The organism is Rhodobacter sp. NSM, assembly GCF_052244495.1.
Lineage (GTDB): Bacteria > Pseudomonadota > Alphaproteobacteria > Rhodobacterales > Rhodobacteraceae > Cereibacter_A.
Window position 1 is genome coordinate 460,844 of record NZ_JBQPXH010000002.1, and the last position, 23,972, is coordinate 484,815.

Sequence of the window (23,972 nt, forward strand, 5' to 3'; positions counted from 1 at the left end):
GCGGGAGCGATGGCGGTTCCGGACGACTGCGGATCCGTTCCGTCAGAGGCCGAGCAGCGCCGGCAGTTCGCGCATGTCGGTAAAGACACGCGCGCCTTCGGCCTCCAGCGCGGCGGCACCGCCGGCCGGGGCGTAGCCGAAGCAGCACATGCCGGCCGCCTGCGCGGCGCGGGCACCTGTCGCGCTGTCCTCGATGACCGCGCACCGTCCGGGCTCGATCCCCAGAGCGCGTGCGGCATGAAGGTAGAGGTCCGGGGCCGGCTTCGGCGCGCCGAGGGCCTGACCGGAGAAGAGCCTCCCGTTCAGCTTCGCCAACAATTCGGGGTGCTGGCCAAGGGTGACCTGCATCTTGCGGTCCGATCCATTCGATCCCACCGCATAGGGGATGCCCGCCCGGTCGAGCGCGGCGATGACTCCCTCGACATGCGGGATCAGCGGCGTGCCCTCGGCAAGGCGCGCGTAGAGACGCTCGTAGAAATCCTCGACCCATGTTTCCGGCAGATCGGCCCCGAGCCTGCGCGCCTTCACGGCCGCGCCGGGGATCGTGCCGCCGAGGAAATGCGCGGCAAGCTCGTCATGTCCGAGGGTCAGGCCATGGCGGGCGAGATCTTCTCCCAGAAGGTCGAAGGAAGCGGGCTCGCTGTCCACCAGAACGCCGTCGCAGTCGAAGATTATGGCCCCGATCATGGCGCCTCCAGTATCGTGACCAGCGTGTCGCCGTAGCGGCGCTGGTCGAGTTGCGTGAAGCCCTCGGGCGGAACCGGGGCGAGGTTCTCCTCCCAGACGACGAGGGCACGGGGGGCAAGCCGGCCGGCATGGGCGGCGAGCGCCATCTCGCCCATGCCCTTGCCGTAGGGCGGGTCGAGGAAGCAGAGCGTGGCGGGGGCGCCGGCAGGCGCGAGGCGAGTGGCGTCGCGCCGCTCGATTGCCGTGGTGCCCTCGGCCCGCATCAGGCCGACGTTGCGCTTCAGCAGCGCGAGTGCCGCGCCGCCGTTCTCGACGAAGGTGGCGCGCGCGGCCCCGCGCGAGAGGGCCTCGAGCCCCAGCGCACCGGTCCCGGCAAACAGGTCGAGCACCTCGGCCCCTGCCACCGGATTGCCGTAGCCGCCGTTGACGAGGAGGTTGAAGATCGCCTCGCGCACCCGGTCCGAGGTCGGGCGCAGATGCGCCGCCGCGTCCCCGGCTCCGACCTCCGCAAGCTTCAGGCCGCGGCTGCGCCCGCCGATGATCCTCATGCGATGAGCGACTTGAGCGCGACCGCAGGATCGGCGACCTGCTCGGGCGCGGGGCTGCGTCCGGCCTCGATCAGGCGCTTGCCCGCCATGTAGGCGCGCGGGTCGTTCACCGCATCGACGGCCAGAAGCTCCGCGCCGCGGTAGTACCAGAACGAGACCGACGCGCCCTCGGGCCCGCGCGTCACCACCCGGTCGTAGCCGAGGTTGAGGCCGGCGATCTGAAGCTTCGTGTCGAACTGGTCGGACCAGAACCACGGCGCGGGCACGTAGGGTGTGCCGGCGCCGAGCATGTTCGCCGCCACCGTCTCTGCCTGGTCGATGGCGTTCTGCACCGACTCGAGCCGCAGCCGGCCGCCCTTCCACGGGAAGGAGGCGCAGTCGCCCGCCGACCAGATGGCGGGATCCGAACTGCGTCCCAGCGAATCGACCGCGATGCCGTTGTCGATCGCAAGGCCGGCCGCCTCTGCAAGCTCGGTCGCCGGCCGGATCCCCACGCCTGCGATCACGAAATCGGCCGGCAGCTCGGTTCCGTCGGCAAGCCGCGCCCCCGTCACCCGCGTCTCGCCCAGCAGCCTGTCGAGCGCGACACCCTCGAGGATGCGCACGCCGTTCGATGCATGAAGCGTGCGGAACCAGTCGGCGGTCTCGGCCGCCGCGACCCGCTGCAGGATCCGAGGCGCCATCTCGACCACCGTCACCGCAAGGCCCAGCTTCGCGCCCACCGCCGCGGCCTCCAGCCCGACATAGCCGCCGCCGATCACCACCAGCCGCCGCCCCGGCCGGAACTCCGGCCGCATCGCGTCCACATCGGCAAGCGTCCGCACGGTGAAGACGCCCTCGAGCCCGCCGCCCGCCGCCTCCGGCAGGCGCCGCGCGACCGAGCCGGTCGTCAGCGCAAGCTGCCCGTAGGGCAGAACCTCGCCGCCTGCGGTCACGGTGCGCGCCTCGCGGTCGATGGAGGTCACGCGCGCGCCGAGCCTGAGCTCGATCCCGGCCTCGGCGTAGAAGGCGCGGTTGCGGAGCCAGAGCCGCTCCTCCTCCATCGTGCCGAGCAGGTAGGCCTTGGACAGCGGCGGGCGCTGGTAGGGCGGGCTCGGCTCCTCGCCGAGCAGCGTCACGCTGCCCTCGAACTTCAGCGCCCTGAGCTTCGCCACGAGGGCCGCCCCCGCCTGTCCCGCTCCGATCACCACGATGTCCGACATGACCTGCACTCCTTCGCCCTGCGACAAATCGACTGGCCGGGCGTCCGGCGCGACCCTATAACTCGCGGCATCGGAAACGCAACGCGATGGGGACAAGAGATGGCAATTTCAACAGGCGACCGGCTGCCCGAAGCGACTCTGGTGCGGATCGGCAGCGAAGGGCCCGAGCAGGTCCGGCTGTCGGAGCGGCTGGCCGGCCGGAGCGTCGTGATCTTCGCCGTGCCGGGCGCCTTCACGCCGACCTGCCATTCCGCCCACGTTCCTTCGTTCATCCGCACGAAGGACCAGTTCGCCGACAAGGGCGTGGACGAGATCATCTGCATCTCGGTCAACGACCCGTTCGTGATGAAGGCCTGGGGCGAGGCAACGGGCGCATCGGGCGCCGGCATCACCATGCTGTCGGACGCGGACGGGGCCTTCACCAAGGAGATCGGCCTCTCGTTCGATGCGCCGCCGGTGGGGCTGATCGGCCGGTCGAAGCGCTATGCGCTGCACGCGAAGGACGGCGTGGTCACGGTGATCCATCTCGAGGAAAGCCCCGGCGTCTGCGAGACCTCGGGTGGCGAGGCGCTGCTCTCCGCGATCTGAACGCCCGCCGCGGAGCGCGCAGCTCCGCGGCATCCGCCCGGCGGCCTCAGCCCCCGGCGAGCGCGTCCATCTTCTGCGCGAGCTTCACGTCACGCACGGTCAGGCCCTCCGCGTCATGGCTCGTGAGGCTCACCTCGACGGTGTCGTAGGAATTGCTCCAGTCGGGATGGTGGTTCCACTTCTCGGCCCAGAGCGCCACGCGCGTCATGAAGCCAAAGGCCTCGACGAAACTGGCGAAGCGGAAGCTCTTGGAGATCGCGCCGCGCCCGGCGTCGTGACTCCATCCCGCGGCGAGGAGGGGGGCGAGGTCGGGTGTCTCAGCCATCCGCCGCCTCCGTCACGGGGGCCTCGTCGATGGCCGTGGCGCGCAGCAGAGCGGGGCGGTCCTTCAGCCTGTCCCAGTAGGCGCGGAAGGCGGGCCGGTCGGGGATCGTGCCGAACTGCAGCCCCCATCCGATCTGCGAGCCCACCTGCACGTCGGCGGCGCTGAAGCTGTCGCCCGCGATGAAGGGGGCGTCCGAGACTGCCTTCTCGAGCGTGGCAATGGTGCGGTCGAAGTCGCCGTAGCCGACCATCACGCTGCGCTCGGGCGGGATCTGCAGGCCGAGCGCGCGGTCGATCACGGCCGCCTCGAGCGGTCCCGCGCAGAAGAAGAGCCAGCGGTAGTAGGCGGCGCGGTTCGCCGGCACGAGCCCTGCCTCGGGAAAGGCGTCGGCAAGATAGGCACAGATGGCCGCGCATTCGGTCACCACGCGCGGGCCGTGGGTGACGGTCGGAACCTTGCCCATCGGGTTCAGGGCCAGGTAGTCCGCGCTGTGCATCGGCCCGCCGTAGTCCAGCACCACCGTCTCGTAGGGCTGGCCGATCTCCTCGAGCATCCAGCGCGCGATGCGCCCGCGTGAGCGCGGGTTCGTGTAGAGCGTGAGCTTGTCCATGCCTTTCTCCCTCATTCTTCGCTGCCGCCCCGCCGGAAGGGGCCATAGGCGGTCAGCACCTCGATCTCCTCGTCCGTGGCACGACGCTCGGCCTCCAGATAGCGCCCGACCGCGTCGCCCAGCCCCGGATCGGCGAACCAGTGCAGCGAATGGATCGGCACCGGCAGATAGCCGCGGGACAGCTTGTGCTCACCCTGCGCTCCGGCCTCGACCCGGGCGAGACGATGGGCGATGGCCCAGTCTATCGCCTGATGGTAGCAGAGTTCGAAATGCAGGCAGGCGTGGTCCTCGATGCAGCCCCAGTAGCGGCCATAGAGCGTGTCGCGCCCGATGAAGTTCAGCGCCCCCGCGACTGCCCTTCCGTTCCGCTCGGCGAGGACCAGCAGGATGTCGTCGCGCATGGTCTCGTGGAACTCGGCAAAGGCGCCGCGGGTCAGGTAGGGGCGCCCCCATTTCCGGCTGCCGGTGTCCTGGTAGAAGGTCCAGAAGGCGTCCCAGTGCCGCGGCTCGATCTCGTCGCCTGTGAGGCAGCGGATCACCCCGCCGAAGGCGCGTGCGGTCTCGCGCTCCTTCCGGATGGCCTTGCGCTTGCGCGAGGACAGCTGGCCCAGGAAGTCGCCGAAGTCGCCATAGCCCTCGTTCACCCAGTGGAACTGCTGCGTGACCCGGTGGAGCAGGCCCATCCGCGCGCCCGCCGCGGCTTCCTCGGCGGTGCAGAAGGTGGCATGAAGCGAGGATATCCCGTTCCGCCCCGCGATTTCGACGGCCCCCTGCACGAGGGCGGCGCGCCCGGTCTCTTCGAGACCCGGAGCGGTGAGGAGGCGGCGGCCGGTGGCGGGCGTGAAGGGAACCGCGATCTGAAGCTTCGGGTAATACCGCCCGCCCGCCCGTTCATAGGCATGGGCCCAGTTGTGATCGAAGATGTACTCGCCCTGGCTGTGCAGCTTGGCGTAGAGCGGCGCCGCCGCGATGATCCGGCCATCCATGCGCGCGACCAGCGGATGGGGCTGCCAGCCGGTGCCGGCGCCGACGGAGCCCGAACGCTCGAGCGCGGACAGGAAGCGATGTGTGGTGAACGGATCCACCGGCCGGCCGGAAGCGGCTTCGGGGCAGGCGACGGAGTCCCACTCGGCTGCGGGAATGTCCGACAGGCCGGACAGGGCGGTGATCTCGATCTCGGCAGTGTTCATGCGGGCGCTGATCCGGCAGTCGGTGGCGCGAGGGGCCTGCCTCCGCGGGGGCTGTCGGCCCCCGCACCCCCCGAGGATATTTGGGCAGAGTGAAAGACACTGGCTCTGGACCGCCTGTCAGGTGGAGCGGAGGCGGTCCGGGTCAAGCCGGCAGGGCTGCGCGGTAGCCCTCGAAGGTCACGTTCTCGGCAATCCTGCGGGCTTCCGCCTCGGCTTCGGGGGAGCGGATGGTCCAGCAGAGGATCGCCGCGCCCCGCGCCTTCAGTTCGGCCACGCGGGCACGGTCGAGGTCGGTCGCCTCATGCGAAATGAAGGAGGCCTCCACCGCATCGAAATCCGGAATGGCGCGCAGCCGCTCGCAGGTGGCGGGCGGGACGGGTTGCCAGTCTGCGGGATCGTAGCTCGAGGTCACGAGGCCACGCGGAAGGTCGGGCGCGAGGCGGGACATTTCGGCCATCGAATGCGGATTGAAGGACATGACCGCAACGGGTCCGCCATAGGACGAGAGGGCGGCCGCGGTTGCCGCCTCGAGAGCGCCGACGGCGGGGCCGAGGGCGCCGTCCTGGTCCTTGATCTCGACGAGAAGCGGCACCTGTCCCGCCACGAGGCCTAGAACCTCTGCGAGCGTCGGGATGGTGTCGGTCCCGCCGAGAAGCGGGATGCGGCCGAGCTCCGCCGCGGTGCGGGCGCTGACGGCACCGGTTTCGGCGGTCAGCCGATCCAGGGTCTCGTCGTGAAAGACCATCGGCACGCCATCGGCGGAAAGCTGGAGGTCGATCTCGATCCCGTAGCCTGCTTCCACCGCCGCCCGGATCGCGGCGGGCGAGTTCTCGGGCCGTCCGGCGGCGCGGTCGTGCAGGGCGCGGTGGGCGATGGGACGGCGCAGGAAGGCCTCGGGCAGGGGCGCGCGCATCAGCGGATCTCGAAGATCGCCTCGATCTCGACAGCGACGCCGAAGGGCAGGCTCGCGGCCGAAACCGCCGAGCGGGCGTGGCGGCCGGCCTCTCCCAGCGCCTCGACGAGGAAATCCGACGCGCCGTTGACGACCTTCGGCTGGTCGGTGAAATCGGCCGTCGAATTGACGAAGCCCACGAGCTTGACCACGCGGACGAGCCGTTCGAGGTCGCCGTCGCAGGCCCGGCGCAGCTGCGCGAGCAGGCTGATCGCGCAGGCGCGCGCAGCCGCGGCCCCGGCCGCCACTTCCATGCCTGCACCGAGCTTGCCCGTGATCAGGCCCTCGGAGGTCTGGCTGATCTGGCCCGAAACGTGGACGAGGTTGCCCGTCACCACGAAGGGCACGTAGTTGGCCGCGGGGGCGGGCGCATCGGGCAGGGTGACGCCGAGTTCGGCGAGGCGCGCTTCTATGGTCATGGCAGACTCCGGTGGTTCGCGCCGGAGGCTAGACGTGCCCGTGGGAAGGAGCAAGCGAGTCTCGGGCCTCGTCCGCGCCTGCCGCTTCGGGTCGGACCGGGCCGCCCGTCGCAGGCTGCCGCGAGGTCGCCGCCGCCGGCTCGACCCGGCGGCGGTTCCTCAGGTCTCGCGCAGTGCGCGGTTGAAGTAGTCGGTGAAGGGCTTCAGCAGATAGGCCAGCGGCGATCGCTCGCCGGTGCGGATGAAGGCCTCGACCGGCATACCGGGCAGCAGGTTGCGGTCCTGGAGCTTCGCCGCCTCGCCCGGGTCCAGCATGATCTCCGCCCGGTAGAACGAGGCTTGCGTGCGGTTGTCCGTCAGGGCATCGGCCGAGAGCACCGCGACATGACCCTCCAGCTCGGGCGTCGTGCGGCTGGAGAAGGCGGAAAACACGAGGCGGACCGGCTGGCCGACCTTCACCTCGTCGATGTGGATGGGAGGCACCTGGGCTGCGATCACCAGCGGCCTGTCCTGCGGGATGAGGTAGAGCACTGGATCGGCGGGGCGCACAACGGCGCGCGGAGTCGTGACCTGCAGGCCAAGGACGATCCCCGAAACCGGCGCGCGCAGGTCGAGGCGGGCGATCTGCTCGATCAGAGCACTCCGCCGCTCCGCCAGTTCCAGCTCGCGGTAGCCGAAGTCGCGGAGCTGCGTGATCGCTTCTTCCCGACGGGTGGACCCGAGCCTGAGGATCTCGATGTCGAGCTCGGTGATGCGCCCCTCGGCATTGGCGCGCGAGGCCGCGAGTTCGCCGAGCTCGCCCTCAAGGCGTGCCTCCTCGCGCTGGAGGCTGAGCACACGGCTCACCTGCGCCAGACCCTTGGCGAGAAGGCCCTGCTGATCGGTCAGTTCCTCCTCGATCAGGCGGAGTTGCGTCCCGAGCGCGGCGGTCTGGGCGTCCACCCCCTCGATCTGGCTCACGATCTGCGCCTTGCGCTTGCCGAGCTGGTCGATCTGCTGCGCGAAGCTTTCGCGCCGCGCGCTGAAGAGGCGCTGCTGCCCCTCGATCTGCTCGGCGATCGCCGGGCGGCCCTGCGCGACCGACAGGATTTCCGGCGCCATGACGAGGCTTTCGGCATCGTCGCGTTCAGCCTCGAGCCGGGCGCGGCGGGCCAGCATCTCGAAGAACTGTCCCTCGACGATCGCGAGTTCGGTCCGCAGGGTGGAGCCGTCGAAGCGCAGGAGGATGTCGCCGGCTTGCACCACCGCGCCCTCGGACACCTTGATGCTCTCGACCACGCCGCCGTCGGGATGCTGGACGATCTGGCGGTTCTGCTCGACTTCGATCTGGCCGGAGACCACGATGGCGCCGGCGATGGAGGAGACCACGCTCCAGGTGCCGAAGCCGCCGACGAGCAGCGCCAGAGTGACGAAGCCCAGCAGCAACGGCGTCCGACTGGACCAGGGCGAAGGTTGGCTCATGTCACGCCTCCCGGTCCGGCGTTTCGCACGATTTCGGTGTGGTTCTTCACCATGTCGCGCAGGACCGCATCGCGCGGGCCGAAGGCCGCCCGCATGCCGTTCTCCATCACCATCAGCAAGTCACATTCCTGGATGGCTGCGGGACGGTGGGCCATGATGAAGACCGAGCCGCCCGCGTCCTTCATCGAACGGATCGCCGCATTCAGGGCAAGGGAGCCATCGTTGTCGAGGTTGGAGTTCGGCTCGTCGAGGACGAGAAACACCGGGTTGCCGTACATGGCGCGCGCCAGACCGATGCGCTGGATCTGCCCGCCCGAAAGCCGACCGCCCAGGGCCGAGACGCGGGTGTCGTAGCCCGAGGGCAGGGCCACGATCATGTCATGCGCCGCAGCCTTGCGGGCGGCGGCCACCACCGCATCGCCGTCCGGTGCACCGCGCAGCCGGGCGATGTTCTCGGCAATGGTGCCCTCGAACAAGGTCACGCGCTGGGGCAGGTAGCCGATGTAGCCGCCGAGGACGTCGGGGTCGTACTGGTCGAGCGCCGCGCCGTCGAGCCGCACCTTCCCGGCAGCCGGGCGCCAGACGCCTATCAATGCGCGGGCGAGGGTGGACTTTCCCGAACCGGAGGGCCCGATCACGCCGAGCGCCTGACCCGGCTCGAGCCGGAAGCTGACGCCGCGCAGGACCGCCACCATCTCTCCGGGCGGGACCACCGACAGGTTCTGCGCCTCTATCAGCGCGCGCGGGCGTGGCAATGCGATGCGGGGAGGCTCCACCGGCTGGCGGGCGAGCAGTTCGCCCAGCCGGCGCCAGCCTTCCGACGCCCGCTGCACCAGCGCCCACTGGCCGATCGCGCTTTCGATCGGTGCCAGCGCGCGGCCCATCAGGATCGAGCCCGCGATCATCGCACCCGCGCTCAGTTCCTGCTGCAGGACGAGCCAGGCGCCGAGGCCCAGCATGGCGGACTGCAGGAAGAGGCGCAGCGTCTTGGTCAGGGTGCCGAAGGCGCCGGTGAGGTCCGTAGCCGACATGTTCGAGGTGAGTGCCGCGCCGCGGGCCTTCTGCCAGCGGTCGAACCCGTTCCCCGCCATGCCGAGCGCCTGCACGACCTCGGCCTCGGACTTCAGGTTCTCGGCGAAGCGGTCCGCCTGCAGCGAGGCGAAATTGGCACGCTGCATCGGTGCCTCGGACAGGCGCTGGTTCAGCAGGGTGACGATGACGAGAAGCGTCCCTCCTGCCATGGCGAGCCAGCCCATCCACGGATGGAAGATGAAGATCGCGGCCATGAAGAGCGGCGTCCACGGAATGTCGAAGACCGCAAGCAGGACAGGCGAGGCCCAGAGGCGCTGCACCGCCTCGAGATCGCGCTGCGCCGCCACCGCCGAGGGATCGCCGGGCGCGAGCGAGAGCCTGCGGACCGAGGCCTCGAAGACGCGGCGGTCGAGCCTGCTCTGGAAGCTCGCGCCGACGCGGGCCATCACCCGGGCGCGGGCATGGTCGAGCAGCCCCATGGCGAGGAAGAGGAAGGTCACCAGCAGCGACAGAGCGAGAAGCGTCTCCTCGGACCGCGAGCCCAGCACCCGGTCATAGACCTGCAGCATGTAGAGCGGACCCGTCAGCATCAGGAGGTTGACGAAGATGCTGAAGACGAAGACGGCGATCAGGGCGCCCATCGAGTGCCGCCGCGCCGCGCGCAGTTCTTCCAGCCCCTTGCGAGTGTCGATCCCGTTCATTGCGTTCCTTCCGGCGTGGCAATCATGTCGCACTGCCGCGTTTCGATTTCGTTGACTGCCTCAAAACCGGCAGGAATCCACGCGCACGCACCAACAGCCGACTTTCACGCGTTGCCTTGCCCCCGCAAGCTGCTTATGGCTTGAGCCTTGATCGAAAAAGCGATTCCTCTTCGCGCGGCATCTTTTGCAGACCGGGGTCATCAGCGTGGAACATCGAACTGCCATTCTGCGGGGGTGCCGAATCGCAACCCGCGGCGTCCTTCTAGCCGTTCTCGGAGCATTCGTCTCGGCTTGTGCGGGGGCTGCGAACCCGACGCAGGCGATAAACGACCCGGACGAGGCGCATAATCGCCAGATCCACGAGTTCAACAAGACCGTCGACACCTCGGTCGTGCGGCCGGCCTCGCGTGTCTATGCGGTGCTGCCCGACCCTGTTGAGCGTGGCATCGGAAACTTCGCCGACAACCTCGACCTGCCGGGCGAGACGCTGAACAGCCTGTTGCAGGGACGTCCCGGTGCGGCGGTGGAAAATGCGGCCCGCTTCGTCGTGAACAGCACGGTCGGCATCGGCGGCCTGTTCGACCCGGCCCATGCCATGGGAATCGAGGGGCGCGAGACCGACTTCGGCGAGACGCTCTATGTCTGGGGCGCGAGCGAGGGCGTCTATGGCGAGGTTCCCTTCCTCGGGCCGCGCACGGAACGCGACCTCGTCGGCGACGTCGTGGACGTTGCGCTGAACCCGGTGCGGCTGATCGTGCCGCCGGGAGTGCGCACGGCCGGACGTGCGGCCGAAGTCGGCTCAATACTTGGTGATCGGGCGCGCTATTCCGAAACGATCGACTCGGTCCTATATGAGAGCGCCGACAGCTATTCGCAGGCCCGGCTGCTTTATCTTCAGAACCGGCGCTTCGAACTCGGCCAGACCGGCGGGGCGGACGATGCCTTCATCGACCCCTATGCCACCGATCCCTATGAGGAATTTGATGCGCAATGATCTTTCCCTTGATGCGAGGCTCAGCCGCAGAAGCGTGACCCTGGGCCTCGTGGCGGGCGCTGCTGCCGCCGTGCTGCCCTGGCGTGCGCTGGCCCTCGACACCGGCACGGCCCGCGCGCTCGTGGTCGAGGCCGTGGCGCAAGTGAACCGGACCATCAATTCGGGCCAGTCCGAGCAGCAGATGTTTGGTGACTTCGAGCGTCTCTTCTCGCGCTACGCCGATGTGCCGGCCATCGCCCGCACCGCGCTCGGCGTTGCGGCCCGCGGGGCGAGCCGGTCCGAGCTTGCGGCCTTCACCCAGGCTTACCAGGGCTATATCGCGCGCAAATACGGCAAGCGGTTCCGCGAATTCATCGGCAGCGAGATCCAGGTCCTCGACGCGCGTCCCATGAAAAGCGCGGTCGAGGTGATCTCCACGGCGTATCTGCGCAACGAGAGCCCGTTCGAAGTGCGCTGGCACGTCTCGGACCGCTCCGGACGTCCGGCTTTCTTCAACATCATCATCGAGGGCGTGAACATGCTCGCCTCCGAGCGGGCCGAGATCGGTGCGCTTCTGGACCGGAACCGGGGATCGATCCCGGCCCTCACCGAGCAGCTTCGCCGCGCGAGCTGACCGTCTCGACATGTCACTCATGAACGCCGCCCATTGGGCGGCGCTTTTGCTTGCAGGAGACCGTCGAGGCTGATCCCGAGGCCATCGCCACAAGGTCATCAGGCGACGGGTCATGCAACGGGCGGTGAATGCAAGGTCATGCAACGGGCGGTGAATGCAAGGTCATGCAGAGGAGCCGCGTAAAGGTCCCACCGGCACCTTCGCACCGATCTGCAAATCGGACGTCGTGCTCCGCCATGCTGCGGATGTCCCGTCGATCGGACAGGAGGCGACCGGCCTCAGTTCCGGCCGCCGCCCCCGAAGATACCCAGAACGTCGCGCACGATCTGTTCGCCGGCGCTGGGCTGGCGCGGGGCGGCCTGCCAGTCGCCCGTATCGCTCGGCCGCCTTGCCTGCCAGTCGCCGGTGTCCTGTGGCACGGGATCGGTGCGCACATCCGCCGTCGTCTGCGGAGGCAGGCGCGGCTCGGGCACGATCTTCTTCAACGGGGTCGGAGGAAGGCCCTCGTGCACGCGCAGCATGACCTCGCGCCAGATGTCGGCCGGCAAGCCTCCTCCGGTCGTGCCCTTCAGCGGGGTGTTGTCGTCGTAGCCCATCCAGACGCCCGCCACATAGTCCGCGGTGAAGCCGACGAACCATGCGTCACGCGCGGCCTGCGTGGTTCCGGTCTTGCCCGCCGCCTCCCGGTCCGGAAGGCGGGCGCGGGTGCCGGTGCCGCTCTCGATCACCTGGGTCATCATGTAGGTCAGGAGTTGCGCCGCCTGCTCCGAGATCACCCGCTCGCCGATGCCGCCCTCCTGGCCGATGAGAGGCGTGTCGTCGCCCTGCAGGCGCAGTTCGAGCAGCCCGTAGGGCTTGACCGAGGAGCCGCCGTTCAGGATGCCGGCATAAGCGCCCGTCATCTCGAGGAGCGTCGCCTCGGACACCCCGAGCGCGAGCGCGGGCCCGGCGGCAAGGTTGCTCTGGATGCCGAAGTCCGAGGCCACCTGGCGGACCCTCTCGCGCCCCACCGCCTCGGTGATCCGGACTGCCGGGATGTTCAGAGACTGTTTGAGCGCGGTGGTGAGGGTGACGATACCGCGGAACTTCCGGTCGTAGTTTGACGGCGCCCAAGGGCCCGAGCCCTTCACCATCACCGTGAGCGGGCTGTCGTCCACGAAGTCGGCGGGGCTGTAGCCGAGGTCCATCGCGGCCGCGTAGATGAAGGGCTTGAAGGCGGAGCCCGTCTGCCGCAGGGCCTGCGTGGCACGGTTGAACGCGCCTGCCGCCTCGACCTTGCGGCCGCCGACCATGGCGCGCACCGCGCCATCCGCCGACATGACCACCACGGCAGCCTGAGCCTTCGACCCCTCGCTGACCTTCGCCTTGAACACGTCGGCGAGCGCGCCTTCGGCCGCCTTCTGGAGCTTCTGGTCGAGCGTGGTGCGGATGATCACGTCCTCGGTCGTGTCGCGCGTGAGGAAGGCAGGCCCGGATTCCATCACCCAGTCGGCGAAGAACCCGCCCGAACGGCTCTGCGCAGCCTGAGAAAGCTGGGCGGGATGGCGGCGGGCGTCGTCCGCCTCCGCCTTCGTCAGATAACCCTGCGACTCCATCAGGCCGATGATGACATTGGCCCGGTCGCGCGCCCGCTCGAGGTTGGCGGTCGGTGCGTAATAGGAGGGAGCTTTCAGGAGGCCCGCGAGCATCGCTGCCTCGGCCGCGCTCACCTCGCTCGCGGACTTGCCGAAATACCGCTGCGCCGCCGCCTCGAAGCCGCGTGCGCCCGCCCCCAGGTAGGCGCGGTTGAAGTAGATCGTGAGGATCTCGGCCTTGGTGTACTTGGCCTCCATGGCGAGCGCGAAGGGAACCTCCTTCACCTTCCGCCAGATGCCTCCCCTTCGGCAGTCGGCCTCGTAGTCAGCCTCGCTCTTCCACTCCTTCGGGTCGTACTGCACCCCGAGACAGAGGAGCTTCGCGACCTGCTGCGTGATGGTCGAGCCGCCGTTGCCTTCCAGCGGTCCGCGCCCCTCGCTGAGGTTGATCCTGACCGCCGAGGCGATGCCGCGCGGGCTGACCCCGAAGTGCCGGTAGAAGCGGCGGTCCTCGGTCGCCACCACCGCCTCGCGCAGGTCGTCCGACACGTTGTCGGACGTGACCATGCCGCCGTAGGTCTCGCCGCGCCAGGCGAACACCTTCCCGTCGCGGTCGAGCATGGTGACCGAGCCGCGGGCGCGACCGTCGACGAGCTGCGAGACCTCGGGAAGCTGCGAGTAGAAGTAGTAGGCCGACAGCCCCACCACGAGGCCCACCGCCGCCATGATGCGCCAGCCCACGCCCCAGAGGATGCGCCAGAAGAACATCACCACCCCCCAGATCAGCCCGAAGACCCAGGCCACCGCGGCAGAGAGCGGATCGCGCTTCTTCGTCCGCCGCTTCGCGGCAGGCTTTGACGGAGGTTGAGATCCCCGGCCTCCACCGCCGCCCTTCGGCGCGGCCTTCTTCGCTGCAGGCGCGCCGTAACGCCTGTCCGCTACCAGCGGCGGACGCCGCCCGTTCGACCCGCTCATGCCTCGCTGCCCCGCCCTTCGGCTCTTGTGGACTTTGTCGCGACTCTACCTGCAGGAGCGGCGAATGTGGAGCCGATGCGACTTTAAATCCTCTCCGCATGTTGCATTAAAATTGGGCGGATCGGCGGGACAGTGCAAAAAATGTGCAACTTCTCTGCACCGCCTCTCTTTCTCTGCCGCCGATTTCTTGTGCGATGCGGCCGGAAGGCGGTTTGTGGCGACGTGGGGTCCGCAAGCGGCCCGGTGCAGAACAGGGGATCGTCGTGAAACTGATCATTGCAGCAATCAAGCCGTTCAAGCTGGAGGAGGTGCGCGAGGCGCTCACCACCATCGGCGTGCGCGGCATGATGGTGACCGAGATCAAGGGCTTCGGCTCGCAGTCCGGTCACACCGAAATCTATCGCGGCGCGGAATACGCCGTGAACTTCGTTCCGAAGGTCCGCCTCGAGATCGTGGTCGCCGACAGCCTGGCCGAATCCGTCGTCGAGACCATCCGGACCACCGCCAAGACCGACAAGATCGGTGACGGCAAGATCTTCGTGCTCGACGTCGAACAGGCGGTCCGCGTGCGCACGGGCGAAATCAACGACGACGCGCTCTGACGCGGCCGGCAGAGGGATAGGGTAAAATGAAGAAAATATCGCAACTGATGGGGCTTTCCGCGCTCGCCGCGGTCGCGGCCCTGCCGGCCTGGGCCCAGGAGGCCGCCGCCGAAGCGGCGGAAGCCGTCGCCGAAACCGTCACGCCCGTCATGGACAAGGGCGACGTGGCCTGGATGCTGATGTCCACCGTGCTCGTCTTCTTCATGATCCTGCCGGGGATCGCGCTGTTCTACGGCGGTCTCGTGCGCTCGAAGAACATGCTCTCGGTGCTCATGCAGACCACGCTGATCGGCTGCACGGTCATGGTGATCTGGGTGATCTACGGCTATTCCTTCGCCTTCGGCGGCGGCACCAGCCCGTTCTGGGGCGGCATGGGCAAGCTCTTCCTGTCCGGCGTGAACGCGGACAGCATGGCTGCCACCTTCTCCGAAGGCTACGTCATCCCCGAATACCTGTTCATCTGCTTCCAGATGACCTTCGCCGCGCTGACGCCCGCGCTGATCATCGGCGGCTTCGCCGAGCGGATCAAGTTCTCGGCCGTGATCATCTTCTCGGTGATCTGGGTGACCTTCGCCTATTTCCCGATCGCCCACATGGTGTGGGATGCCTCTGGCCTGATCTTCAACTGGGGCGCCATCGACTTCGCCGGCGGCACCGTGGTCCACATCAACGCCGGTGTCGCGGCCCTCGTGGGTGCGCTGCTGATCGGCAAGCGGATCGGCCTCGGCAAGGAGAACATGGCTCCGCACTCGATGGTCATGACCATGATCGGTGCCTCGATGCTGTGGTTCGGCTGGTTCGGCTTCAACGTGGGCTCGAACCTCGAGGCCAACGGCGGCGCCACGCTCGCCATGATCAACACCTTCGTCGCCACCGCCGCCGCAGTCGTCGCTTGGTCGCTGATCGAGGGCCTGGCCCGCGGCAAGGCCTCGATGCTGGGCGCCGCCTCGGGCATGATCGCCGGTCTCGTGGCCGTCACGCCGGCCTGCGGCACGATCGGCCCGATGGGCGCCATCATCCTCGGCGTCATCGCCTCGGCGGTCTGCTACTTCTTCGTCACCACCGTGAAGAACGCGCTCGGCTATGACGACAGCCTCGACGTGTTCGGCATCCACGGCGTGGGCGGCATCATCGGCGCCGTCGGCACCGGCATCTTCTCGGCGGCGACGCTGGGTGGCGTGAACGGCGACGACTATTCCATCGTCGGCCAGACCATCATCCAGATCCAGGCGGTCGTGGTCACGATCATCTGGACCGCAATCGTCTCGGTGGTGGCCTTCAAGATCGCCGACCTGATCGTCGGGCTCCGCGTCGATACGGAAAGCGAGCGCATCGGCCTCGACCAGACCGCGCACGGCGAGTCGGCCTACCACGGCTGAGGACGTTCCCGAGCGGCGGGACGCTCCTCCCCACACCGCCCGACAGGGGAAGGCCCGGACGATCGTCCGGGCCTTCTTCATGTCGGACAGCGAAGCGGGTGCGATCCTGTCAGTTCCCGCGGCAGGTCGATCGCCTGCCCCCGCCGGCGGGCGAGCAGATCCAGCCGCGGCCCAGCACGACGCGGGTGAGCGGGCCGCCGGCCGGGGCGCGAGACCGGGCGGGGGCTGCGTTGCCGAACCAGTTGAAGGTGACTTTGCCGGAAATCCCGGTCCTGGCGCCGGGAGGGTCGGAGGCGAGACCGGGGGCCGCGAGTGCGGCCGTGAGGAGCAGGCCTCGGCAGGTATGGAGGATCATGGCGATACGGGTCCATTCCGGAACTGATGCCGGACGGTACCGCCATGAGGTAAACGGTGCGTTCGCTCCGCCCCGTCGACACACGGCGCGGGGCGGGCGGGACGTCGTCCGTCAGCCGCGCAGAACCTGCGCCACCGCGCGTGCCAGCACCGGCACGGTGGTCCTGTTCAGCCCGGCGATGTTCAGCCGCGAATCGCCGACCATGTAGACGGCATGTTCAGTCCTGAGCCGTTCCACCTGTTCGGGCGTGATCCCGAGACGCGAGAACATGCCCCGGTGCTCCGCCACGAAGCCGAAGCGGTTCGAGCCGGTCTCGGCCTGCAGGGCATCGGCCAGCTGGCGACGCAGCGTCAGCATGTTCAGCCGCACCTCCTCGAGTTCGGCCTTCCAGTCCGCCGTCAGGTTCTCGTCCTCGAGGATCATCGTCACCAGCCGGGCGCCGTGATCGGGCGGGAAGGAGAAGTTCTGCCGGTTCAGGAAGTTGAGGTTCGCCTGCGCCGTGGCCTTGCCCCCGGCGTCGCCGATGGCGATGAGGATGCCGGTCCGCTCGCGGTAGATGCCGAAGTTCTTCGAGCACGAGGCGGCGATCAGCACCTCGGGCAGCTTCGAGGCCAGAAGCCGCGTCGCCGCCGCATCCATCTCGAGCCCGTCGCCGAAGCCCTGATAGGCAAGATCGATAAGGGGCAGGGCGCCCGCCTTCGCCAGCGCCTCGCACACCGCGAGCCACTGGACCGGGTTGGGGTTGGCGCCGGTCGGGTTGTGGCAGCAGCCGTGCAGCAGCACCACGTCGCCCGCCTTCACCTGCGCGAGATCCGCCATCATGCCGTCGAAATCCACCGCGCCGGTCTCGGCATCGAAGTAGCGGTATTCCTTCATGGGAATGCCGAGATACTTCACGATGGTCAGGTGGTTCGGCCAGGTCGGGTTCGAGATCCAGACCGTGGCCTCGGGCGAGGCCATGCGGATCAGCTCCAGCGCCTGCCGAACCGCACCCGTCCCGCCCGGAGTCGCCACGGAGGCGACCCGGTCCGCCGGCACGGCGCCCGCGAGGATCAGCTTCGCCATGGCGGCGTTGTAGGCGGGCTCGCCCGCGAGGCCGGTGTAGGTCTTGGTCGTCTCGACCTCCCAGAGCCGCTTCTCGGCCGCCTTCACCGCGCGCATGACGGGGGTGAGGCCGGTCGGATCCTTGTAGACCCCCACGCCCAGGTCGATCTTGTCCGCCCGCGCATCCTCGCGGAACATCTGGATCAGTTGCAGGATCTTGTCCGCGGGCTGCGGCTTCAGGGCGGTCAGCATTCCTTCGTCATCCTTTCGCGACCTTGAGATCGTCATACATGCCCCATTCGGCCCAGGAGCCGTCATAGAGCGCATGGTTCCGGTGCCCGAGGATCTCGAGCGCGAGGCTCAGCACGGCCGCGGTCACGCCGGAGCCGCAGGTGGTGATCGCGGGCTTGGCGAGATCGACGCCCGCGGCCTCGAAGATCGCGCGCAGCTCGTTCGGAGACCTCATCGTCCCGCCCGGCGTGATCAGCGAGGCGAAGGGCACGTTCTTGGAGCCGGGAATATGGCCTGACCGCAGGCCCGGCCGGGGCTCGGCCTCGGTGCCGCGGAACCGCCCTTCGGAGCGCGCATCGATGATCTCGGCCTCGCCGAGTTTCGAGGCATGGGCCACCTGGGTCACGTCCTTCACGAGCCCCGCCTGGCGCTGAACCGTCATGTGCCGGTCGCGGACGATCGGCGGCATGTCCTCGGTCGGATGTCCCTCGGCCTTCCATTTCGGCAGCCCGCCGTCGAGCACCGCCACGTCGGTCTTGCCCATCAGGCGGAAGGTCCACCAGACCCGGGCGGCCGAGCGCAGGCCCGAGCCGTCATAGACCACGACCTGATGGCCATCGCCGATCCCCATGGCCCGCATCCGGCTGATGAACTTCTCGGGCGGGGGCGCCATGTGCGGCAGGGCCGAGCGCAGGTCCGCGATCTCGTCGATGTCGAAGAAGCGCGCGCCCGGGATGTGCTCCGCCTCGTATTCGGCACGCGGGTTCCGGTTCTCCTGCGGCAGATACCAGGAGGCGTCGATGATCCTCAGGTCGGGGTCGCGTATGTGGGCCGCGAGCCAGTCGGTGGAGACGAGCGTTCTGGGATCATCGGTCATGTCGGGCTCCTCGGAAAGCCAATCCCGCTTAATCCTGCCGTCGCCCGCAGGCAAGCCCGCTCGGGCGTGACGCGTGCGCGCAACAACCCTGAAGTGCGGAGGCTGACGGGATTGCCGCGCCGTGCCTCCACGACGGAAAGCGGATGTGTCCCGCTTGCCGCCATTCGCCTGCCTGAGGCTCGGCCTTCGGTGCCGGACCCCTCAGAAGTTCTGCTTGAGCAGTCGCTGCTTCTCGCGACCCCAGTCGCGCTTGGCCGAGGTCTCGCGTTTGTCCGAGAACTTCTTGCCCTTGGCGATGCCGACCTTCAGCTTCACGATCCCGCGGTCGTTGAAATACATCCGGATCGGCACGATCGTCATGCCCTCGCGCGCGGTCGCGTTCCAGAGGCGGGCAAGCTCGCGCTTCGAGACGAGCAGCTTGCGCTTCCGGCGCTCCTCATGACCCCAGGTCTTCGCCTGCAGGTAGGGTGCGATATAGCCGTTGATGAGCCAGAGCTCGCCCTCCTCGACCGAGGCGTAGCTCTCGCCGATGTTCGAGCCTCCCTGCCGGAGCGACTTGACCTCCGATCCGAGCAGCATGATGCCGGCCTCGATCTCTTCCTCGATGAAGTAGTCGAAGCGCGCGCGGCGGTTCTCCGCGATCAGCTTGCTGTTGGGGTCCGAGTGCTTGGCCATGACCGCTCCGAGATAGGCGAGGGTCGGGGTGAAGTCCAGCCCGCCGCTCGCGTCGCGCGACGGCTGCCCGCGTGCTGCGATATCGGGGCGCGCCACCGCCTGTGACAGGTGCTGCATTCCGCGCTAGAAGCGTCCGTGAGGGAGGACGGCATGCTGTTGCAACTGGTTCTGGGATCTCTGGTCCTGCTGGTCTCGGTCGTGTTGATGGCGCCCTCGGCCTGGGCGCTGGAGGCCGTCTTCGCCCGCACGCACGCGTGGCTCATGCGAGAGCCGCACCTGCCGAAGCTCGTCCTCACCGTCGCCGGTGTCTGCGCCTGGGCTCTTGGCATGCTGACGGTGAATGTCTGGCTCTGGGCGCTGAGCCTGCGCCTCTTCGGCGTGCTGCCGACACTGGAAGAGGCTGTCTACTTCGCGCTGGTCAGCTTCACCACGCTCGGCTACGGCGACCTCGTCCTGCCGCAGGAGTGGCGGATCTTCGGCACGATGGCTGCCGTCAACGGGCTCTTGAACTTCGGCCTGCTGACGGCGTTGCTGGTCGAGGCGCTGCGGCACGTCCGCACGGGCCAGATGTCGCACAAGCGCGCGCACTGACCCGTCGGGTGCCGGTCAGATCAGGCCGGCGTGGCGCATCGCGGCATCGATCCGGGCCTTCGTCGGCTCGGTCAGGCCCACGAGCGGCAGGCGGACCTCGTCCGAGCAGAGGCCGAGCCTCGACAGCGCGTATTTCGCCCCGACGAGACCCGGCTCGATGAAGATCGCCTCGTGCAGCGGCATCAGCCGGTCCTGATACTCCAGCGCCTTTGCGAAATCGCCCGCGAGCGTCGCCTGCTGGAACTCGGCGCAGAGCCGCGGCGCCACGTTGGCCGTGACCGAGATGCAGCCAACGCCGCCATGGGCGTTGAAGCCGAGCGCGGTCGCGTCCTCGCCCGAGAGCTGGATGAAGTCCGGCCCGCAGGAGGCGCGCTGCTGGCTCACGCGCTCGATCTTGCCGGTCGCATCCTTCACGCCGATGATCCGCGGCAGCGCCGCGAGCTTGCCCATCGTCTCGGGCGTCATGTCGATCACCGACCGTCCGGGGATGTTGTAGATCACGATGGGCAGGTTGCAGCAGTCGTGAAGCGCGGTGAAATGCGCGATCAGCCCTGCCTGCGTGGGTTTGTTGTAGTAGGGCGTCACCACCAGCGCCGCATCGGCGCCGACGGCTTCGGCGAAGCGGATCAGCCGCATCCCCTCGGTCGTCGAGTTCGAGCCTGCGCCCGCAATGACGGGCACGCGGCCCGCGGCGGCCTTCACCACCGCCTCGATCACCGTCTCGTGCTCTTCGTGGCTCAGCGTCGGACTCTCGCCCGTGGTTCCGACCGGAACGAGGCCGGTCGATCCCTCGGCGATCTGCCAGTCGACCAGCTTCTTCAGCGTGTCCAGATCCAGCTCGCCGTTCTTGAACGGCGTCACAAGGGCAGGAATGGACCCTCTGATCATGACACGCATCTCCATTTGAATGGGCAGACTCGCCCGGTTGAACCGCGCCTTCCTAGCGCCCGGCGGAGGGCTTGCCAAGTTGTCCCCAAGCCGCGGCGCGCTCGTCAGCTTGTGTGTTGCGGGCGGACACGGGCTTGGGCAGATTGCGCCCATGCAGCGCTCCTCCTCGTCCCCCGCCCGCCTGTCGCAGATCCTGCTTTGTGCCTGCCTGATCCTGCCGCTCCTCTGCGCTCCGCTTGCTGCGCGGGCCGAGGACCCGGATGCGCTGCGCCTCGCCCTGCGCAGCGCCTGGTCGAAGAACTGGGCAGAGGCCTCTGCCCGGGCGCGGCAGTCGGGACCGCTGGCGCAATCTCTGGTCGAATGGCACCGGTTGCGGGCGGGCGAGGGGCTTCTGGGCGATTACGAGGCCTTCCTCGCCCAGCACCCCGACTGGCCCGGCCTCGCACTGCTGCGGGACAAGGGCGAGGAGGCGGTCGCGCGCTCCACGACCCCGGCGCGCATCATCGCCTATTTCGGCTCGCGCCAGCCGGCAACGGCCACGGGGGCGATCGCGCTTGCGAAAGCGCTCGCGGCGTCGGGGCAGCGCGCGGAGGCGGAGGCCGTCATCCGCCGCGCCTGGACGACCCTCGCCTTCGAGCCGGAGGAGGAGGCGGAGGCGATGGCCGCCTTTTCCGAGGTGCTGGCACCGGCGAACGAGGCGCGGCTGGACATGCTCCTCTGGGAGAACCGCCCCGAGCAGGCGCGGCGCATGCTGCCGCGCGTCTCGGACGGCTGGAAGCGGCTTGCTGCCGCCCGGCTCGCTCTGCGGGCCGATGCGGCCGGGGTGGACACGCTGATCGCGGCGGTGCCGGCGTCGCTCTCCTCCGATCCGGGCCTGGCCTACGAGCGCTTTCTCTGGCGCACGCGAAAAGGGCGGGACGCCGAGGCGGCGGCGCTCCTTCTCGAACGGTCCGAGAGCGTGGCGGCCCTTGGCAGCCCCTCGCAATGGGCGGGCCGGCGCACCAGTCTCGCACGGGCGCTGAACGAGGACGGCGACGCCAGGACCGCCTACCGGATTGCGGCAAGCCACCACCTCGAGGGCGGCTCCGATTTTGCCGAGCTGGAGTTCTTCGCGGGTTTCATCGCGCTCCGCAAGCTGGGCGATCCGGGGACGGCGCTCACGCATTTCCAGCGTCTGCAGGCCGCCGTGCGCACGCCGATCAGTCTCTCGCGGGCACATTACTGGCAGGGGCGCGCACTCGAACAGCTCGGCCGCTACGACGAGGCGGGCGCAGCCTTCGCCGCCGGCGCGAAGTACCAGACCGCCTATTACGGGCTGCTCTCGGCCGAGCGTGCGGGCGTCGCCCTCGACCCGAGCCTTGTCGCTTCGCCGAGGGCAGGGGACTGGCGGCAGGCCGGCTTCGCCTCCTCCTCGGTCCTCGCGGCAGGCCGCCTGCTGCTCGCCGCGGGCGATCGCGATCTCGGCAAGCGATTCCTCCTCCATCTGGCCGAGAGCCTTGACGCCGCCGATCTCGGCCGGCTGGCCGAGATGGCCCTGTCGATGGGCGAGCCGCATGTGGCGGTGCTGATCGCCAAGCAGGCGGCGGAAGGCGGCACGATCCTGCCCGGAGCCTATTTCCCCGTCCCCGATATCGTGCCGGGCGAGGGACTGCCGGTGAGCCGGGCGCTCGCGCTCTCGATTGCGCGCCGCGAGAGCGAGTTCAACCCGGTGGTGGTGAGCCCGGCGGGGGCGCGGGGCCTCATGCAGTTGATGCCCGGCACGGCGAAGCTGATGGCGCCGAAGCTGGGTCTCGGCTACGAGCTTGGGCGGCTGACGCGGGATCCGGCCTACAACGTGCGGCTGGGCACAGCCTATCTCGCGCAGCTCGTCGAGGAATTCGGCCCGTCGCTCGCGTTGATCGCCTCGGGCTACAACGCCGGCCCCGGTCGCCCGCGACGCTGGATCACCGAGTTCGGCGACCCGCGCTCGGCCGAGGTCGACGCGGTGGACTGGGTCGAGCAGATCCCCTTTTCCGAGACGCGCACCTACGTCATGCGGGTAACGGAGTCGGTGGTGATCTACCGCGCGAAGCTGCGCGGAAGCGGCGGCCCCGTGCGCATCACCCCCGAGCTGAGGGGGTGAGCGGCGTCTTGCGGAGGCTCCGGTGGAGCCTCCGAGCCGCGAACGGGCGACCCGTGGGAGCCCCATGGGCGGCGTCTTGCGGAGGCTCCGGTGGAGCCTCCGAGCCGCGAACGGGCGACCTGTGGGAGCCCCATGAGCGGCGTCTTGCGAAGCTGGATGCCCTGCGGCACCCGCGAGGCAGCCGCGCCGGGAGCCGATCATTCCCCATGCGGGGCGCCCGAGGTCACTCCTCGGCCTTCACCCGCTTTTTCAGTGAGGCCTCGACACGGAAGCCCTCCGGGATCCCGTCCCTGCCGTCGAGGAGCAGGTCCGCCATGACCTCGCCCACCTTCGGGGCCATGCCGAAGCCGATCTTGAAGCCACCGTTCGCGAGGAAATGGCCCGGTCGCCCGGGCCATTCGCCGAGCATCGGCGCGAGGCTGCGGGCGCGGGGGCGGAGACCTGCCCAGCGGGTCAGGACCGGCGCACCCTGAAGCCAAGGGCAAAGCGCCAGTGCGCGGGCGTGCACATCCTCGAGCTGCGCGTCGGTCGTGTCGGGCGCGGTCCATTCCTTCTCGGCCGTCGAGCCGACGGCGGTCGTTCCGTCGGCATGCGGCACGATGAGGAGGCCGGTGGCGAAGACCTGCGGCCGGTCGCGCGCATCGAGGCCCACGATCATCGCCTGGCCCTTCACGCCGTTGCCGACGGGCTTGCCCAGATCCTCTGACAGGGCCTCGAGCCCGGCCGTGCCTGTGGCCCAGACGACCGGCCCCGCCTCCTCGCCCTCGCCGATCAGGACTTCGCCGCCGCGCGCCCGAATGGCGGCGACGAGCGCCGCCAAGGCCAGCCTCGGATGCACCCGGGCGGTCAGCGTGTCGTGGATCATCAGGCCGGTCGGGCTCTCCGGGACGAACTCGCCCTCGGCCGGAACCACCTGCCAGGTGAAGCGGCCCTGCCAGAGCGTGCGCGCTTCCTCGGCACGGGCGCGGGCGTGCTCGACCGCGCGGTCGTCCGCCAGCGGCTGGAACCGGCCGAGCCGTGCATAGCCGGCGGAGAGACCCGAGGCCTCTTCCACCTCGGACCACCAATCCTCGCCCATGGCGAGGCTCTCGAACTGGAAGGCCTTCTTGTCGTTCCACTGCTCGGGCACATGGGGCGAAAGGGCGCCGACAAGACCGCCGGACGAGCCTGCGCCGATCCGTTCGCGCTCGATCAGCCGCACCTTCGCGCCTCTGCGCGCCGCGGCCCAGGCCACGGAGAGCCCGAAGATTCCGCCGCCTCGAACCGTCAGATCCGGCGTTGCCATTTCACCCGTCCTCGCCCAATGTCCGCACCTTCGGACTCAGCAGGCTTAGGAT

General features: G+C 69.0%; 23 protein-coding genes. 7 read left to right on the forward strand and 16 right to left on the reverse strand.

The features are described 5' to 3' along the window. Positions 1-42: 42 nt before the first annotated feature. From ACTVZP_RS06705 to ACTVZP_RS06715, 3 genes are read right to left on the reverse strand one after another with little or no spacing between them, the layout of a single operon-like run. Positions 43-687 (reverse strand): HAD-IA family hydrolase, encoded by a 645-nt coding sequence (locus ACTVZP_RS06705; protein WP_443211353.1) that lies wholly within the window; start codon positions 685-687, stop codon positions 43-45. Continuing rightward, on the reverse strand, positions 684-1,235 hold the full coding sequence (locus ACTVZP_RS06710; RefSeq protein ID WP_443211354.1) for an RsmD family RNA methyltransferase: 552 nt from the start codon (positions 1,233-1,235) through the stop codon (positions 684-686). Before ACTVZP_RS06710 ends, ACTVZP_RS06705 begins: the two co-directional genes overlap by 4 nt. Continuing rightward, positions 1,232-2,437 (reverse strand): NAD(P)/FAD-dependent oxidoreductase, encoded by a 1,206-nt coding sequence (locus ACTVZP_RS06715; RefSeq protein WP_443211355.1) that lies wholly within the window; start codon positions 2,435-2,437, stop codon positions 1,232-1,234. The genes ACTVZP_RS06710 and ACTVZP_RS06715 overlap by 4 nt, the downstream gene beginning before the upstream one ends. Positions 2,438-2,536: 99 nt before the next feature. Between ACTVZP_RS06715 and ACTVZP_RS06720 the strand changes: the two genes are divergently transcribed. Next, positions 2,537-3,025, forward strand: a complete 489-nt coding sequence (locus tag ACTVZP_RS06720; protein WP_443211356.1) for a peroxiredoxin — start codon at positions 2,537-2,539, stop codon at positions 3,023-3,025. Positions 3,026-3,071: 46 nt separating this feature from the next. On the opposite strand, the gene ACTVZP_RS06725 is transcribed toward ACTVZP_RS06720, so the two are convergent. The 7 genes from ACTVZP_RS06725 to ACTVZP_RS06755 all read right to left on the reverse strand — a co-directional run bounded on the left by ACTVZP_RS06725 (position 3,072) and on the right by ACTVZP_RS06755 (position 9,715). After that, the gene (locus ACTVZP_RS06725; RefSeq protein ID WP_443211357.1) at positions 3,072-3,350 is read right to left on the reverse strand and encodes a 4a-hydroxytetrahydrobiopterin dehydratase; all 279 of its coding nucleotides are present in this window, start codon (positions 3,348-3,350) and stop codon (positions 3,072-3,074) included. Continuing rightward, positions 3,343-3,960 carry a glutathione S-transferase family protein gene (locus ACTVZP_RS06730; RefSeq protein WP_443211359.1) on the reverse strand — a complete coding sequence of 206 codons (618 nt, stop codon included), beginning with the start codon at positions 3,958-3,960 and terminating at the stop codon, positions 3,343-3,345. The genes ACTVZP_RS06725 and ACTVZP_RS06730 overlap by 8 nt, the downstream gene beginning before the upstream one ends. 11 nt (positions 3,961-3,971) lie before the next feature. Continuing rightward, on the reverse strand, positions 3,972-5,150 hold the full coding sequence (locus ACTVZP_RS06735; protein ID WP_443211360.1) for a GNAT family N-acetyltransferase: 1,179 nt from the start codon (positions 5,148-5,150) through the stop codon (positions 3,972-3,974). 142 nt (positions 5,151-5,292) lie between these two features. After that, on the reverse strand, positions 5,293-6,063 hold the full coding sequence (locus ACTVZP_RS06740) for a glycerophosphodiester phosphodiesterase family protein (RefSeq protein ID WP_443211361.1): 771 nt from the start codon (positions 6,061-6,063) through the stop codon (positions 5,293-5,295). Next, a complete protein-coding gene (locus tag ACTVZP_RS06745; RefSeq protein ID WP_443211362.1) occupies positions 6,063-6,521 on the reverse strand; it encodes a RidA family protein in 459 nt (152 codons plus the stop codon). The genes ACTVZP_RS06740 and ACTVZP_RS06745 overlap by 1 nt, the downstream gene beginning before the upstream one ends. Before the next feature lie 159 nt (positions 6,522-6,680). After that, on the reverse strand, positions 6,681-7,982 hold the full coding sequence (locus ACTVZP_RS06750) for an HlyD family type I secretion periplasmic adaptor subunit (RefSeq protein ID WP_443211363.1): 1,302 nt from the start codon (positions 7,980-7,982) through the stop codon (positions 6,681-6,683). Beyond that, a complete protein-coding gene (locus ACTVZP_RS06755; protein ID WP_443211364.1) occupies positions 7,979-9,715 on the reverse strand; it encodes a type I secretion system permease/ATPase in 1,737 nt (578 codons plus the stop codon). The genes ACTVZP_RS06750 and ACTVZP_RS06755 overlap by 4 nt, the downstream gene beginning before the upstream one ends. Before the next feature lie 205 nt (positions 9,716-9,920). On the opposite strand from ACTVZP_RS06755, the gene ACTVZP_RS06760 reads away from it, so the two are divergent. Both ACTVZP_RS06760 and ACTVZP_RS06765 read left to right on the forward strand, forming a co-directional pair. Continuing rightward, positions 9,921-10,709, forward strand: coding sequence for an MlaA family lipoprotein (locus ACTVZP_RS06760; RefSeq protein ID WP_443211365.1), 789 nt, complete (start codon positions 9,921-9,923; stop codon positions 10,707-10,709). Then, complete coding sequence (locus ACTVZP_RS06765) at positions 10,699-11,322, forward strand: MlaC/ttg2D family ABC transporter substrate-binding protein (RefSeq protein ID WP_443211366.1); 624 nt, start codon at positions 10,699-10,701, stop codon at positions 11,320-11,322. The genes ACTVZP_RS06760 and ACTVZP_RS06765 overlap by 11 nt, the downstream gene beginning before the upstream one ends. Positions 11,323-11,600: 278 nt before the next feature. Here the strand turns inward: ACTVZP_RS06765 and ACTVZP_RS06770 are convergent, their stop codons facing one another. Beyond that, entirely contained in the window at positions 11,601-13,871 is a 2,271-nt protein-coding gene (locus ACTVZP_RS06770) for a transglycosylase domain-containing protein (RefSeq protein ID WP_443211367.1), read from the reverse strand. A 263-nt stretch (positions 13,872-14,134) separates the two neighbouring features. Between ACTVZP_RS06770 and ACTVZP_RS06775 the strand changes: the two genes are divergently transcribed. Then, positions 14,135-14,473 carry a P-II family nitrogen regulator gene (locus tag ACTVZP_RS06775; protein WP_443211368.1) on the forward strand — a complete coding sequence of 113 codons (339 nt, stop codon included), beginning with the start codon at positions 14,135-14,137 and terminating at the stop codon, positions 14,471-14,473. Positions 14,474-14,499: 26 nt separating this feature from the next. Further along, complete coding sequence (locus ACTVZP_RS06780) at positions 14,500-15,852, forward strand: ammonium transporter (protein WP_443211369.1); 1,353 nt, start codon at positions 14,500-14,502, stop codon at positions 15,850-15,852. A gap of 466 nt (positions 15,853-16,318) precedes the next feature. On the opposite strand, the gene ACTVZP_RS06785 is transcribed toward ACTVZP_RS06780, so the two are convergent. The 3 genes from ACTVZP_RS06785 to smpB all read right to left on the reverse strand — a co-directional run bounded on the left by ACTVZP_RS06785 (position 16,319) and on the right by smpB (position 19,034). After that, on the reverse strand, positions 16,319-17,503 hold the full coding sequence (locus ACTVZP_RS06785) for an amino acid aminotransferase (protein WP_443211370.1): 1,185 nt from the start codon (positions 17,501-17,503) through the stop codon (positions 16,319-16,321). Positions 17,504-17,510: 7 nt separating this feature from the next. Beyond that, positions 17,511-18,359, reverse strand: coding sequence for a 3-mercaptopyruvate sulfurtransferase (gene sseA, locus ACTVZP_RS06790; RefSeq protein ID WP_443211371.1), 849 nt, complete (start codon positions 18,357-18,359; stop codon positions 17,511-17,513). 201 nt (positions 18,360-18,560) lie between these two features. Then, positions 18,561-19,034: an SsrA-binding protein SmpB gene (gene smpB, locus ACTVZP_RS06795; protein ID WP_443211440.1), complete on the reverse strand. Its 474-nt coding sequence runs from the start codon at positions 19,032-19,034 to the stop codon at positions 18,561-18,563. Between the two features lie 150 nt (positions 19,035-19,184). Between smpB and ACTVZP_RS06800 the strand changes: the two genes are divergently transcribed. Next, the gene (locus ACTVZP_RS06800) at positions 19,185-19,625 is read left to right on the forward strand and encodes a potassium channel family protein (protein ID WP_443211372.1); all 441 of its coding nucleotides are present in this window, start codon (positions 19,185-19,187) and stop codon (positions 19,623-19,625) included. A gap of 15 nt (positions 19,626-19,640) precedes the next feature. Here ACTVZP_RS06800 and dapA read toward each other — a convergent pair whose 3' ends face one another. Continuing rightward, positions 19,641-20,513 (reverse strand): 4-hydroxy-tetrahydrodipicolinate synthase, encoded by an 873-nt coding sequence (gene dapA, locus ACTVZP_RS06805; RefSeq protein ID WP_443211373.1) that lies wholly within the window; start codon positions 20,511-20,513, stop codon positions 19,641-19,643. A 151-nt stretch (positions 20,514-20,664) separates the two neighbouring features. Between dapA and ACTVZP_RS06810 the strand changes: the two genes are divergently transcribed. Further along, positions 20,665-22,635: a transglycosylase SLT domain-containing protein gene (locus tag ACTVZP_RS06810; RefSeq protein WP_443211374.1), complete on the forward strand. Its 1,971-nt coding sequence runs from the start codon at positions 20,665-20,667 to the stop codon at positions 22,633-22,635. Positions 22,636-22,858: 223 nt separating this feature from the next. On the opposite strand, the gene ACTVZP_RS06815 is transcribed toward ACTVZP_RS06810, so the two are convergent. After that, entirely contained in the window at positions 22,859-23,920 is a 1,062-nt protein-coding gene (locus ACTVZP_RS06815) for an NAD(P)/FAD-dependent oxidoreductase (RefSeq protein WP_443211375.1), read from the reverse strand. Positions 23,921-23,972: the final 52 nt, after the last annotated feature.